This is a genomic window from Streptomyces sp. NPDC057616 (genome assembly GCF_042800575.1).
Classification (GTDB): Bacteria; Actinomycetota; Actinomycetes; order Streptomycetales; family Streptomycetaceae; genus Streptomyces.
Genome location: NZ_JBHVGU010000001.1, coordinates 98,348 through 113,037 on the forward strand (window position 1 = coordinate 98,348; position 14,690 = coordinate 113,037).

7 protein-coding genes are annotated in these 14,690 nt (G+C 74.3%); 4 read left to right on the plus strand and 3 right to left on the minus strand.

The annotated features are described in order from the left end of the window. Positions 1-162 precede the first annotated feature (162 nt). Positions 163-5,262, plus strand: a complete 5,100-nt coding sequence (locus tag ACFU97_RS00475; RefSeq protein WP_384248839.1) for a hypothetical protein — start codon at positions 163-165, stop codon at positions 5,260-5,262. Here ACFU97_RS00475 and ACFU97_RS00480 read toward each other — a convergent pair. Then, positions 5,259-8,054: an AAA family ATPase gene (locus ACFU97_RS00480; protein ID WP_384248841.1), complete on the minus strand. Its 2,796-nt coding sequence runs from the start codon at positions 8,052-8,054 to the stop codon at positions 5,259-5,261. The two genes, ACFU97_RS00475 and ACFU97_RS00480, sit on opposite strands and share 4 nt — an antisense overlap. Positions 8,055-8,323: 269 nt before the next feature. On the opposite strand from ACFU97_RS00480, the gene ACFU97_RS00485 reads away from it, so the two are divergent. The 3 genes from ACFU97_RS00485 (at position 8,324) to ACFU97_RS00495 (ending at position 11,852) form a co-directional block, all read left to right on the plus strand. Further along, positions 8,324-8,992, plus strand: coding sequence for a LuxR C-terminal-related transcriptional regulator (locus ACFU97_RS00485; RefSeq protein ID WP_384248843.1), 669 nt, complete (start codon positions 8,324-8,326; stop codon positions 8,990-8,992). A gap of 152 nt (positions 8,993-9,144) precedes the next feature. Then, positions 9,145-9,828, plus strand: a complete 684-nt coding sequence (locus ACFU97_RS00490) for a DUF4255 domain-containing protein (protein WP_384248846.1) — start codon at positions 9,145-9,147, stop codon at positions 9,826-9,828. Then, positions 9,825-11,852, plus strand: a complete 2,028-nt coding sequence (locus ACFU97_RS00495; RefSeq protein WP_384248849.1) for an AAA family ATPase — start codon at positions 9,825-9,827, stop codon at positions 11,850-11,852. Before ACFU97_RS00490 ends, ACFU97_RS00495 begins: the two co-directional genes overlap by 4 nt. A 26-nt stretch (positions 11,853-11,878) precedes the next feature. Here ACFU97_RS00495 and ACFU97_RS00500 read toward each other — a convergent pair whose 3' ends face one another. Both ACFU97_RS00500 and ACFU97_RS00505 read right to left on the minus strand, forming a co-directional pair. Further along, positions 11,879-13,216 carry a ricin-type beta-trefoil lectin domain protein gene (locus ACFU97_RS00500; protein ID WP_384249469.1) on the minus strand — a complete coding sequence of 446 codons (1,338 nt, stop codon included), beginning with the start codon at positions 13,214-13,216 and terminating at the stop codon, positions 11,879-11,881. A 43-nt stretch (positions 13,217-13,259) separates the two neighbouring features. Then, positions 13,260-14,690 carry an RICIN domain-containing protein gene (locus tag ACFU97_RS00505; RefSeq protein ID WP_384248852.1) on the minus strand — a complete coding sequence of 477 codons (1,431 nt, stop codon included), beginning with the start codon at positions 14,688-14,690 and terminating at the stop codon, positions 13,260-13,262.

The window sequence follows — 14,690 nt, forward strand, 5'->3', positions numbered from 1 at the left end:
ACCTCAAGTAGCCCACCGGGTTGGGCGGCTCGCGCCGCCGCCCGGGCCGCAGATGGCCGTCAGATGTCCCGGAGTTGACACCTTGATGGATCAACGACGGCAAGAAGATGGGGAGTTGAAGGACGGACTTCCCGCCGCGTCCGCGCTGGTTACGTTGAGGCCGTGCGGACACAGAAGAGGTCGGGGGGCGGCAGGAGCGGGGACGCGCAGGCGGCACCCCGGATGCCCCGTACCGCGGATCCCGCCCACCCCCTGCTCGCCTTCCAGAACTCCGCGGGGAACGCCGCCACGGTGAAGGCGCTGCGGCGGAGCGGCCAACGGGCGGGCGTACCACGTACGTTCGCGCCGCTGCCGGACGTCGACGAGCAGATCCCGGGGCTGGTGCTGCCGCCGTACCTGATGGATCTGGCGGCGGGCGGGCTGTCGACCGCGTACGGGCTGACCGGGCACGAGTTCGTGAAGAACGCGGTGGCCGCGGTCGTCGGACACGGTGGCGGCACGGTCGCCGACATCGCGGGCGAGCTGGCCGGGCGGCCCGAGACGTTCTTCGGGCAGGGCCGCGCCTTCGCGGTCGAGGGCATCAAGGGCAAGGACTCGTGGGACGTCACCGTCTCCGTCGCCCCGGCACCCGACGACCGGCCGCCCGTCTTCCACCCCAACGACCTGCTGGAGGAGGCGCCGGCGGACCCGTACGGCGCTCCCAAGGCCGGTCTGGACGACGACGCCGAGGGCAAGGACACCAAGGTCGACGTCCAGCACAACACCGCCGCCGCCACGAGCACCACGGCCGGTGCCTCGTCGAGCAAGGGCGCGGGCGGACTGGCCTTCGGGCTGGCGCCGGTGGTGCCGGGACTGTGGCTGGGCGGGGCGGCCACCGGCAACGTGCAGCCCTGGCAGTCCTCGCGGGAGTCCCGCAGCCAGCGCGGTGTGGCCGAGCCGCGCGTGCTGCGCAGCGACAAGGGCTCGGTCGAGGTGGTCCGCAAGGTGCGCTACCTCGTACGGATCAAGAAGCACGGTGCCGAGCACGAGGAGCTGCTGCGTGCCTCCGGCTCGCTCAGCCAGCGCGTGCCGACCGAGCATCTGGTCCCGGCCGGTACCGGGACGCCGGCCGCGCCCACGCCCTTCGCCGCCGGTGATCCCACGCCCGGCCGCGTCTCGCTCGCCGACTCGCTGGCGCCGCTCGCCGTGACCGACAGCGCCGCCCCGCACCAGGGTGGCCGCGGCCTGTTCGACGCCGTCCGCTCCGTGCTGCACCCCTCCCTCACCGCACCAGGCGCCCCGGGCCTGGCGCGGCTGTACGAGGCGACCTCCACGGCGACCGTCCTGGAGGACATGCCCCGGCTGCTGCGGGACGGCGTGGTCGGCGAGGACCTGCAGTCCAAGGACGGGAAGACGGCGGGCAGTTACCGTCTGCGCGCCGCACTCACCGGCCTCTCCCCCGCCTGGGGCACCGGAAAGACCCAGCTGCGCACCCACCAGCAGGCCCAGACCTCGGTCACCGAGAGCGCCGGCAAGGGCCGGGCGATCACGGCGGGCGCGGGTCCGGCCATCGGGGTCGGCGCGGCCGGCAACGCGGCCGTCGTACGGGGCACGGCGATGCCCGTCGCGGCGGCCCGCAAGGCGCGCTTCACCGCGACCGAGCAGACCGTCTCCAGCCGGCAGGGTGCCGAGGTCCGGGGCGAGAAGGTGCTCTACCACGGGACGGTGGAGTTCACGGCGGAGGGCACGGGCCCGCGCTCGGCGGAGATGATCCTGCATCCCGGGCGCCGGGTCGCCACCCACTCGATGCGGGTGTGGATGAGCCTGCGGGCCGACGAGGCGCAGAGCCTCGGACTGCCGCTGCCGCCGGGGATGACGGCCGGGGAGTTCACCGGCAAGCCGAAGCGGACCGGCGACAACGGCGACGAGGTGGACGTGGAGCGCCATCTCGCCTACGGCGGCAAGGGGTCGAACGTGGTCCTGAGCCAACTGGACACCGGGCCGATGGTGCGGGCGGTGAGCGAGCTGTTCGCCACCGACCCGAGGCTCGCGGGCTACCTGCCCGGCTTCGGTACGACCGCGCCGGGCGCCGGTGCGAGCCGGGAGGAGGCGGAGGCCCAGCGGCGCAACCACCGCGAGCTGATGACCGCCCTGTCGGAGACCAACCTGCGTGTCAACAAGGACCAGTTGCTGTCCACGGGCATCACCGTCCGGCTGCGCCGCAAGTCGGCGATGCACTCCCACGACGTGCAGCTGCGGGTCAGGGGCGAGCTCGGCGACGCCGACTACCAGGGCGACATCAAGGACTGGCTGGTGCGCGCCCACTCGGGTGTGACCAGCAACTCGCTGAGCGGGCGCAGCAGTTCACGCTCGATCGGCGGTCTGGTGCTCGGCCAGGCCCGGATGGTCCCGGGGGTCCTGACGGGCTCGGCCCGCTACGAGCGGCACAGCACCGGCACGCGGCGCAACCAGGCCGGGCCGACCGGCCGTTCGGACATCGTGGCCAACGGCTCCGATTCGGCCGCCGCCTTCTCGGCGCCGCTGCGGCTGGACGTGGACGTCACGATGACCTCCCGGCAGCGCAAGCTGGCCCGCGGCCTGACCCTCGGCTCCCCGGGGCAGGACGCGCCGGAGTCCGCCCTGCTGGCCGGGCTGCGGCTGCCGGAACAGGACGTACGGCTGCTCACGCCCACCGAGTTCACGCTGGACCAGGAGGGCAAGGACCGGCTCGACGCGGTGGTCGGCGCGCGCCGCGCCGCGCCCGCCGCGCCCGACCAGGACTTCGCCGCCGAGGGCATCGGCGACCTGGCCACGCTCACCCCGAGGCCGTCCGCCGGGCGCCTGCTGAAGGACTGGCAGCTGGTGGAGACCCTCGACGGGGAGCCGGTGCGGGCCCTCGCCCATGAGCTGCTGGCCCGGGCCGCCGCCCGCAACAAGGGCCTCGACCGGGACACCACGCTGGCCGCGGAGGGGCTCGCGCCGCGGCAGGCGCTGGAGGAGCGGCTCGGCGAGCGGGCGATCCAGGGGGCGCTGCGGCAGGCCGCGTCCTCGGGCTGGGTGGTGAAGAACCTTCGCTACCCGCGCCGTCTGTCGGCCCTCAACGGCGCGGTCGGCACCCGGCTCGCCCTCGCCAACCCCAGGTTCCTGCACCAGGGCGCGGGCCCGGGCACGGAGACCTTCGTGCTGGGCGGCCACCAGTCCGCCGGGCAGAGCGGTCAGGGCACCTCCAGCACGGTGCAGTTCGGCGCCACCGTGTCGGAGAACGGCCCCGAGTGGCGCACCGGCCAGGGCCTGTCCGCGTTCCGTACGAGCGGCGAGGGGAACAGCGAGGCGTCCGCGCTGTCCGGCACCGTCGAGCGCAACGCCCACACGCCGAAGAAGGCGCCGCTCTACCTGGTGCAGTGCGACGTGCTGGTCAACATGGTCGCGGAGGTCAAGGTCACCGGCGGCGGACCCTACGTGGCCAAGGGCGCCCGGACGCTGCCGGCCGCGGCGGGCGTGTGGCTGACGGAGGCGCAGCTGCCGGCCCGCATCCGGCGGCAGCTCGGGCTGGACCAGGAGAGCGCGGTCTCCACCACGGCGTCGTCCCGGCCGCACGGCGAGAGCCGGGCGGAGAGCTCGCGGATGGCTCAGGAGCGGGCGGCCGCGGGCAGGACCGCCGCACCCGGGCCGGCCCCGGCGCGCCCCGCCGGCCCCTCCCTGAGGGCGGACGCGGCGCTGGGCTTCGGCATGATCGAGGACCTGCCGGACTTCGTCCCGCTGCTGGGCAGGCTGCGCGCGGACCTCGTACGCCAGGGGGGTCAGGGCCTCGCCGACGACCTGCTGCCCCGGCAGCAGCTCAAGGACCGCAACGACAACGTGCAGCGGCTGCTGCGTGTGCTCGACCGGGACGGCTCCGCCGGGCTGCTGTCCGGCGCGATGGACGGCGGGGTCACCGTCGAACTGCTCGACGGCCGCAACACGCCCTGCTGGGCGGTGTTCAGGATCACCCGCCGGGGTGCGGGGACGTACGAGGGCGACCCGAGCGACGGCCGGGACATGGAGTACATCACCTCCGCCGTCTCCCAGAGCGCCACCTCGCACGACCGGGGGGCGGTGAGCGGCGTCGAGGGCGTCCTCGCCGGATCGGGCAGACCCGAGGGCGGAGTGGGCCAGTTGAAGAGCACCGGTGGTGCGGTGGGCGCCGGTTACGCCTCCGGGGACTCGCGCCGCACCGGCACCGCGAGCCGGGGGCAGCTGGGGATGAAGACGGTCGCGGAGGCGGGCGCGGCGCCGTCGGCGCGGATGCGCGTGCCGATCTCGGCGAGCCTGGAGCTGTACCGGGGCGGGCGGCGGCTGGGGCTCGCCGTGCTGAACGACCGGCGGCTCGCACTGACCCACCGCGTCCTGCGGAAGGACCTGGAGGCACTGAACCGGGTGGTCGCGCCGGCCGCTCCGGCGCCGCGAGCCGGGCGGGGTCCGGCGCCCACCGGACTCGGCGCATGGCGCGCCGCGGGCGTGCGGCTGCCGATGGAGGCGCAGGTCAACGGGTTCCACGGTGCGCCGCAGGTACGGGAGTTGATGACCGCAGCCGTACGGCAGGCAGGCGGCGGCGACCGGTTCCGCGACCAGGGGCAGGCCGCCGCGTACGCACTCGGCGAGGCGATCTCGACCGAGTGGATGACCGCCGCGCTGCCGCTGCTCACCTCCGCCGGGGTCGACCTGCCGCCGGTGCACGCGTCCGGTGCGGAGGGCCAGGACCTGCGGGCCTCGCTGCACGCCCGGCTGCGGGCGGGGCGGGTGCTGGGCGTCGGCGACAAGATGACGTTCGAGACGGTGGGCCAGAGCCGTCTCGAGGCGCCGCGCCCCACCCAGACGGACGGCCAGAGCTCCGCCGACCACGGCAGGCAGGCCCGGGGGCTCGCGGGCGCGGGGCTGCTCAACGCGGACGAGTTCCGGCTCAACCAGCTGATGGGCAACGCGGGCGGCTCGGGCGGCGCGACCGACGCGACGGCGAACTCCTCCGGCTCGATGCCGCTGCACAAGCCGAAGATGCGCTCGGTGCTGGTCCAGTTCACGCTGGACGTGAGGGCGGTGGCCGAGGTCACCCACCGGGTGCGCAGCGGCCGTACGGGTACGGCGGAGCGCGAGACGACGCTCAGCAGGCCGGTGGTGATCCGTATGCCGGAGCCTGCGGTCCGCCGGATGCTGGGGACACAGGGCGCCGAACTCCAGGACCCGGACAACCATCTCGGCCTCACGGCGACCGTGGTCCCGCCGCCACCGCCGCCGGCCGGGAGCTAGCCGACCTCCAGCGCCTCCCGCAGCTCGCCTCGCCGCCGTATCCCCAACTTCTTGTAGGTGCTGGTGAGATGGGTCTCCACCGTGCGCCGGGCCAGGTGCAGCAGGCCGGCGATCTCGGTGTTGGTGCGGCCGTCGGCGGCGAGCTGGGCGATGCGCAGTTCGCTGCCGGTCAGGGAGCCGGAGCCGGTGCGGACGAGGGCGGGGCGGCGGGCGCCGCCCTCGCGCAGGGCGTCCTCGGCGAGCGTCCGCAGCCGCAGCGCGCCCAGCCGTTCGGCGCGTTCGGCCGCCTCGCGCAGGCACTCCCGGGCCCGCCCGCCCTCCCCCGCCGCGGTCAGCTGACGGCCCTGCGCGATCAGCGCGGCGACGAGCTCCGGTTCGGTCACGGCGGGTGCGTCCCGCAGGAGCCGTACGGCTTCCTCGGCCAGTTCGAGCCCACGGCGGCCGCCCGTGACGATGCCGAGCGTGCGCAGGGCGCGGCCGATCGTGCGGGGGGTGCCCCACCGCCGGGCCAGCCGCAGCTCCTCCTCGGCGAGCGCGAGCGCCTGGTGCGGGTCGCCGAGGGCGAGGCGGCATTCGGCGGCGGCCGAGCGCCAGGGCGTGACGACCGGGCTGACCACCTCGCGGGCGGACTGGCGGCGGCCGCACTCCAGGAAGTCGTGCAGCGCCCCGGCCGGGTCGCCGTCGGCGGCTCGCTGTACCCCCCGTGCGTACAGGAACCGGTTCAACTCCCAGTTGTCGGGCGCCTCGTGGAGGTCGAAGCCGTCGGCGAGGCGCCGGGCCTCGGCCGTACGGCCGCTCTCCACGAGGGCGATCAGGGTGTGCGCGTGCTCGTTGGCGGGCCCGGCGTCGGGCGGGAGAGGCGGTTCGGCCGGGAGCCGCCCGTACTCGCCGCGGGCCGCCGCGATGTCGGCGCGCGTGTTCAGGAGTGCCTGGTGCATGGGGTGCAGCAGGCCGGGGCGCTGGCCGGCCAGTCCGCGCTCCACGAGCCGTTCGGCCTCGTCGAGTTCGTCGGCCCACTGGGCGACCGCGGCGGCCGTGCCGACCAGGAACGGCTCGGTGAGCGCGTCGGCGGGCTGGGCGAGCAGCGCGCGCACCTGCCGCATGGCCTCGTCCGCCGAGATCAGCCCGGCGGAGGCGGCGTAGCGCACGAGCAGGGCGCGGGTGGCCGGGCCGACGAGTTCCGGCGCGTGCTCGGCGGTCTCGGAGATCCGCCGGTACACCTCCTGCCGTACGGTCTGGTCCTGGTCGGACAGCAGGGCGGAGGCGCTCTGCAGGGTGCCGGCGAGGTCGAGGCGGTCGCCGAGGTCGGTGCGGCCGGCGAGTTCCTCGTCCACCGTGCGCAGCACCTCGACGGCGGCGCGGGGCCGACCGCGTCCGGCCAGGGCGGTGCCCAGGGCCATCGCGGCGCGCACCCGGTCCTGCGGGGTGCCGGGCAGCCGCAGCGCCTCGGTCAGGCGGGGGATGCCGGCCGAGGATCTGCGGCCCGTCACCTCCAGGGAGCCCAGCTCGGTCAGCAGCCGCTGGCGGCGCTCGTCGGGCAGGGGTTCGTCGAGCGCACGGCGCAGATAGGCGACGGCGTCGTCGTTGCGGCCGTCGCGCAGGGCGAGGGCGGCGGCGTCCTGGAGGACCGACGCCGCCCACACGCCGTCCACCGGGTCGGACAGCAGCAGTTGGCGGGCCACGGTCTCCGTGGGGGCGCCGCGGTGCAGCATCGCCTCCGCGGCGGCCCGGTGGGCGGCGCGGCGCCGGGCGACGGGCACCCCGGTGAGCACCGCGTCCCGCAGCAGGGGGTGGGTGTAGCGGGGGCGGCCGTCCGGGTCGGGCCGCAGCAGGCCGAGCCCGGTCATGGCGGTGAGCCATCCCGTCACCCGCGCCGGGTCGGCGCCCGCCAACTCGGCGAGCAGCGAGCCGAGATGGCCGACGGTCGGGTCGGGCACACCGCCGCGGCGCTCCCAGCCCTCGTCGAGCGCGGCCAGCGCGCGGGCCACCTCCGCCGTACCGGGACCGGCGCTGTCCAGCCACCACGAGACGGCCGCCGGGTACTCGCCCGGGTACAGCGCGGCGGACGTCTCCGGTACGGCCGGGCGCGGGGCCGAGCCGCCCAGGTCGTCGAGGAGGGCGCGCAGGAGCAGGGGGCTGCCGGCGCCGGCCCGTACGCAGTCGGCGACCCAGGGGCCGGACGCGTACGGGAAGTCGGCGCGCACCAGCGCGGTCGCCGAGCCCGTGGTGAGCGGGGTGAGGGTGTGGGTGCGGACGAGGGCGGGCGAGAGGGTGTGGCTGAATCCGGGGGCGGGCGGGTCGATGTCGTACTGGCTGCGTTCGGTGACGGCCAGCAGGACGGGCATGGCGAGGAGGTCCACGTGCCGGGCGGTCTCCACCAGCCAGCGGCAGGAGGGTGCGTCGGCGAGGTGGACGTCGTCCACGGCGAGCAGGAGGGGTGCCTCGTCGGCGTGTGCGTGCAGCAACTGCCGCAGTTCCGCGCCCGTTTCGCGCTCACCGCCCTGCTGCACCTCGCCCGCCCGCTCGAACGCCGGTAATCGCCGCAGGAGTTGGTGCACGGTCGCGAAGGGCACCGCGGCGTCGCCCGGGGAGCAGCGGGCGCGCAGGACTCTCATGCCGTGCGCGGCGGCGGACTCCGCGGCGGCGTCCAGGACCGTGGTGCGGCCGGTGCCGGTGGCCCCGCGCAGCAGTACCACGCCGCCCGTGCCGGCCCGGGCGCGCGCGGCCGCGTCCGCCAACAGCGCGGCGGCTTCCCGGTGTTCGCGGGGCTGCTCAGGCGACGCTTCGGACATCCCTGCCTCCTTGGTCGGACGTGACGTGTACCGCAGTCGAGGACGGGCCCGGCCGCCGGGCGGTGGCGTGACAAGTCCCACTACGGCCGGTATCCGCCATCGGGGAACCGGACGCCGCGGCACCGTCGTGGTAGCCGTACCGCCGATCTCGTGGTGCTGCTCGTGGTGCTCCACGATTGCAACCGCCCCACCCGCCACACGAGTGTGACGAGTGCACGCTGGCCGCCGACCCCACCGAGGTGGCCGGCACGTGGACATGGGGGAAACGCTTGCTCAGCTCATCGCGGACCGGACGATCCGGGACGGCCGACGTGCCGGAACGGATACCCGTGGCGGTGCACGCAATGGACCCGATCCTGCGCGAGGGCGCGATCGGCCAGCTGCGCCGGTACCCGGAGGTCGAGCTCCGGGAGGAGAGCGCCTCGGGCCCCGGCACGGTCGCGCTGCTCGTCGACGACGTACTGGACGAGGCGGCCCTGACCCGGCTGCGCCGGCTGGTGCGCAGCGAGGGGGCGCGGGCGGTGCTGGTGGTGAGCTCGCTGCGGGAGAGCGAGCTGCTGGAGGTCATCGAGTGCGGGGTCGGCGCCATCGTGTGGCGCCACGAGGCGACCGCGACCCGTCTGGTGCAGGCCGTGCTCGCGGCCGCGCGCGGCGACGGGGACCTGCCCGCCGACCTGCTGGGCCGGCTGATCAGCCAGGTGGGCGCGCTGCACCGCGGGGCCGCCGGCCGGACGGGCGTGCCGTCCTCGGGGCTGACCCCGCGCGAGGTGGACGTGCTGCGTCTGGTCGCCGAGGGCCTCGACACCGGAGAGATCGCCGGCAAGCTGTCCTACTCCGAACGCACGGTCAAGAATGTGATCCACGGGCTGACCACCCGGCTGCACCTTCGCAACCGGGCGCACGCGGTCGCGTATGCCCTTCGGGAAGGCTACATCTGATCGAAAGGGCAGTTCGCGCGGCCCCCTCGGGCAGCGGATTGCGCCCCTTCGCCGTCCCCTGCGTGCCTGCGCGGACGGCACGGACGCGGGCAGGATCGGGTACGGCGGCAGGTTTCGTGCGGTGACCGGCACCGCGGGGCGGGAGCAACACGGTGATCCACGAGGTGGACGAGGTCCTCAAGGGCCTGCTCGGCGGCGGTGCGCTGGCGGGCTCCGGCATCGACGTCGCCTTCGACGCCCCGACCCGCGACTGGGCCGCCCGGCGCAACTCCCCCACCATCAACGCCTACTTGTACGACATCCGTGAGGACATCAACCGCCGTCAGCGCGGGCACGTCCCGGTGCACGACGAGCGGGACGTGGTGGTCAAGCGGCGCCAGCCCCCGCGCTGGTTCCGGCTGTCGTACCTGCTGACGGCGTGGACGAAACGTCCGCAGGACGAACACCGCCTGCTGTCCGCCGTGCTGGCCACGCTGATCCCGCGCGAACTGCTGGCCCCCTCGGAACTGCCGGGCGCCCTCGGCGAGTTGGGGCTGACGGTGCCGCTGTCGGTGGCGGGCATCCAGACCGAGGCCCGGTCCATGGCGGAGATCTGGTCCGCCCTCGGCGGTGAACTCAAGCCGTCCCTCGACCTCGTGGTCACCGCGCCCTTCCCGGCCTACCCGGAGTACGACGCCGGCCCGCCCGTCACCGAGGGCGCCGCGGTCCGCGTCCGCACCATGGACGACACCGCGGCGGTCTCCGAGGAGCGGGCCCACCGCCCGGCCCAGGTGGCCGCGGCCAGGAACGCCCGCCGGATCACCCGGCGCGAGCGCGGGACGGGACCGGTCGCGTGACCACGCAGACGCAGACGACGCCGTACGACACGGCGGACTCCGGCCCCGCCGCCGCCCTCGTCGCCCGGCTGCACGCCCTGCGGGACCGCGTCGCCCTGCTCGTGGAGCAGCGGTCCGCCGACGACCCGACCGCCGGCGATCCGCTGCGCGGGCTGTACCTCTCGGAGGAGGCGGTACGGCATCTGCTGCGGCCGGTGGAGCCGGTGCGGCCCGCTCCGGCCGACCCCGGCGGGCAACCGCACGACCGGCTGGCCGAGTTGTCCGCGCGGCTCGGCCTGACCGAGCTGGACGCCGCGCTGCTGCTGATCGCCGTCGCCCCGGACCTGGACCGCACCTTCGAGCCGCTGTACGGCTACCTCAACGACGACGTCAGCCGCCGCCGGGCCACCGTCTCGCTCGCCCTGGACCTGCTCGGCGCCCCGGTCCACTCGCCGGGCGCCCGGGCCCGGCTGCACCCGACGGCCCCGCTGTCCGGCCTCGGGCTGCTGACCGTGGAGGAGCCCGAACGCCCCTTCCTCAGCCGCTCGTTGCGGGCGCCGGACCGGCTCGTGGCACACCTGCTCGGCGACGACACCCCCGACGCGGCGCTCGCCGGGCATCTGCACCCGCCGACCGCACCGCCGCAGCCGTACGACGTCCAAGAACCCTCCACGGAGGACGAGTTCGGGCGCCTCGTGCACCGGCTGGCCGCCCGCCTCACCGCCCGTCCGCCGCTCACCGCCTATCTCCGCGAGCGCCGGGAGGGCGACGGCGTCGCCTGCGCGGCCGCGGCCCTGGACCTCGCGGGCGTCCCGGCGCTGCGGTTCTCCGGCCCCGAGGACCGCGTGCCCGACCTGCTGCGGGAGGCGAGGCTGGGCGGGCTGGCCGTCGTGGTGATGGGCCTGCCTGAGCAACCGGCCTCACTGATACGGGAATTGGCGGCCGCGACGGACGTACCCGTGCTGATCGCCGGCCCCCGCCCGTACGACCCGCAGTGGTGCGACGAGGACCCGCTCGCGCTGGACGTGCCGCGGCAGCACGCGGCCGCGCTGCACGCCTGGTCGGATGCGCTCGGCGAGGAGCCGGGCTTCGACCTGGCCGCCACGGTCGCCCCGTACCACCTGCCCGGCGACCGGATCGCCCGCGCCGCGCAGGCGGCCCGGAGCCTGGCCCGGTTCGACGGCACCCCGCTCTCCCCCGCCCATCTGCGCCTCGCCGCCCGCCAGCAGTCGGCCTCGGGACTCGAACAGCACGCCCGGCGGATCCGCCCGGCCGTCGACTGGACCGACCTGGTCCTGCCCGACCGCCCTCTCACCCAGCTGCGCGAACTGGCCCTGCGCGCCCGCCATCGCGACCGCGTGCTCGGAGACTGGCGGCTCAGCGCGGGCGGCGGGCGCGGCAGGGGCGTGCTCGGGCTGTTCGCGGGGGAGTCGGGCACGGGAAAGACCCTGTCCGCCGAGGTCGTGGCCGCCGAACTGGGCCTGGATCTCTACGTCGTCCAGCTGTCCTCGGTGGTCGACAAGTACGTCGGCGAGACCGAGAAGAACCTGGAGCGCATCTTCACCGAGGCCGACCGGACCGACGCCGTGCTCCTGTTCGACGAGGCCGACGCCGTCTTCGGCAAGCGGTCCGAGGTGAAGGACTCGCACGACCGGTACGCCAACATGGAGAGCGCCTATCTGCTCCAGCGGCTGGAGTCCTTCGACGGGATCGCGCTGCTCACCACCAACCTGCGCGCCAACATCGACGAGGCGTTCACCCGGCGCCTCGACCTGGTGGTGGACTTCCCGTTCCCCGACCGCGAGCAGCGGCTGGCGCTGTGGCGGCACAGCCTGTCCCACGTCCCGTGCGTGGACGGCGTCCAACTCGACACGGTGGCGGCCGACTTCGAGCTCGCCGGCGGCTCGATCCGCAGCGCCGTGGTGACCGCCGCGTATCTCGCCGCCGGACGGGACGACCTCGTCACCGGGGACGACCTCCTGGAGGGCGCCCGCCGCGAGTACCGCAAGGCGGGCCGGCTGGTGCCGGGCGAGGGCGCCTGGTAACACCGGCCGCCCCGCACCCCGGACCTCTAGTCCTCCACCCGCCACTTCTGGTTGGGCGTGCCCGCGCACGACCACAGCTGGAGCTTGGTTCCGTTGTCGGTCTTGTTGTCGACGACGTCCACACACTTGTTGGCCTGCGGGTTCACCAGGTCCCCCTGCTGGCTCAGCACGAACTGCTGGGCGGGGTTGCCGCTGCACCGGGCCAGCTGGATGTGCGCCCCGTCGTCCGAGGAGCCCCAGGCCACATCCATGCACATGCCGACCGAGCGCACGGTGCCGTCGCCGCGGAAGTCCCACTTCTGGTTGGCCGCCGAGTGGGAGCAGTCCCGGATCGCCAGCTGCGTGCCGTCCTTGCCCACGCCGTTCTTGGTTCCGGGGACGTAGACGCATCGGTCGGACCCCTGACCGATGATGAGCCGGCCCACCGCTGCCGGGGTGGACTTCTTGGGCGTGGCCTTCGCCCCGCCACCGGACTTCTCGCCCCCACCGGAGGACGAGGACCCTGAACCGCCCGAACTACTCCCGCCCGAACCGTCCGACTTCACGGTTTCGGCCGGCACCGGGGTGGACGGCTGCTGTTCGGCGGGGGTGAGCGCCGGCGTGGGCGTCGGGGTCGGCGTGAGCGCCGCACCCGCCTCGACCTGCTTCTCGGTGGCACCGCTGTTCACGGCGGGCTTGTAGGCGATCCACAGCATCACGAACGTGATCGCCAGTGCGATCATGATGCCGAAGAAGGTGGCCAGCCAACGGGGCAGGAACCCACGCTGGAGGTAAGTTCCCTCCACCGGAAGCGGGTTGGCGCCCGAGCGGACGACATTGAGGGTGTACGGCCGCTGCTCCTTGGCGCCGAACCAGATGATGCGGCGCGGCTTGAGCGTCGTCTTCACGAACGCGGCACGGCCCGGTTCGATCTGCACGTTGCTCGGGAAGATCTCGTAGGAGAGCTGGTCGCCGTTGTCGTTGCCGCTGATCGAGGCGGTGAGCTTGGTGTTGCCGAGGTTGTCGACGGCCAGGCGCGGCCGCCCGCGGAGCCGCCCCTTGACGGTCGGCGGGACGAGTTCGGCCCGCACCTCCGTGAAGGGCGTGATCGTCAGGTTCCCCTCGGGAACCGCCGTCGCCTCGGGATGCTCGGTGGGCGTGATCCGGACCGCGTACGGGTTCGGACCGGCTACGGCGTCGGGGGTGCGCGGTGGCGCGAAGGTCAGGTCCACCGTCCCGGTCGTCCCGGGGTACAGCCGCAGGGTCTGCGGCTCGACCGTCGTCCAGGGGGCGATGGACCCGACCGGCTCGAAGCGGTACTCGTCCACGACGTCACCCGTGTTGCGCAGCCGCAGGCGCACGCGCGTACTGCCGCCCGGGTCCACCGTCGCGGAGGCGGGTTCCAGGGAGGTCCACAGACCGGTCACGTCAGCCTTCCGAGGGGTGCACGACGAGCCACTCCTGGTCGTCGGTGGTGGAGCAGTCGAACAGGGTGAGGTCGGTGTCGTTGCCGCCGGTGCTGTAACCGGCCACGTCCAGGCACTTGTTGTCGCTCGCGAAGTTGCGGATCCAGTAGGCGCCGCTGTCCTGCTTCTGGATCCACCACAGCTGGTTGTCGGCGGTCGTGCCGTTGCAGGCGTACTCGGTGATCGGCGACCGGACCGGCTCCGCCCCGTAGTTGGGCAGATCCATGCAGAGCTGGTCCTTCACGTTGCGGATCTGGAAGAGCGGACGTCCGCCGGGACCGCCCTTGGGGTATTTCACCTCGAGGTTCCACAGCTGGTTGTCGTCGCCGGTGCCGTCGCAGGTGTACTCGCGCACCGGACCGTCGGACGTGCCCTTGCCGTAGCCCGGGACGTCGGCGCACTTCTTGGTGGTGGTGTTGCGCAGCAGGATGCTGGTCGCGGGCACCACGGGCTTGGGCTTCTTCTTCGTGGGCGTGGCCGGGCCGCCCCCACCCCCGCCACCGCCGCCCGAGCCACCGGCGCCGGTGTCCCCGCCGCCGCTGTCGGTGGTGGGAGTCGGGGACGGGGCCGGGGCGGTGGACAGCACCGGGCTGGGCGTCGGGGTGGGCGCGAGCGGGTTGCCGGCCTCGACCGGCTTCTCGGTCGCGCCCGTGCTCACGGCCGGCTTGTACGCGATCCACAGCATGACGAACGTGATCGCCAGTGCCGTGAGGACGCCGAAGAAGGTGGCGAGCCAGCGGGGCAGGAAGCCACGCTGCACATAAGTCCCCTCCACGGCTGTGGGGTTGGCGCCGGAGCGCAGCACGTTCAGCGTGTACGGCCGCTGCTCCTTCGGCCCGAACCAGATGATGCGGCGCGGCTTGAGCGTCGTCCGCACGAACGCCGCACGGCCCGGCTCGATCTGCACGTTGCTCGGGAAGATCTCGTAGGAGAGCTGGTCGCCGTTGTCGTTGCCGCTGACCGACGCCGTGAGCTTGGTGTTGCCGAGGTTGTCCACCGCGAGCCTCGAACGCCCGCGGAGCCGCCCCTTGACGGTCGGCGGGACGAGTTCGGCCCGCATCTCCGTGAAGGGCGTGATCGTCAGGTTCCCCTCGGGGACCGTCGTCGCCTCGGGATGCTCGGTGGGCGTGATCCGGACCGCGTACGGATTCGGACCGGCGACCGCGTCCGGCGTGCGCGGCGGCGCGAAGGTCAGCTCCACCGTGCCGGTCGTCCCCGGATACAGCCGCAACGTCTGCGGCTCCACGGTGGTCCACGGCGCGATGGACCCGACCGGCTCGAAGCGGTACTCGTCCACGACGTCACCGGTATTGCGCAGCCGCAGCCGGACGCGCGTACTGCCGCCCGGATCCACCGTCGCGGAGGCGGGTTCGAGGGAGGTCCAGAGAGTCAT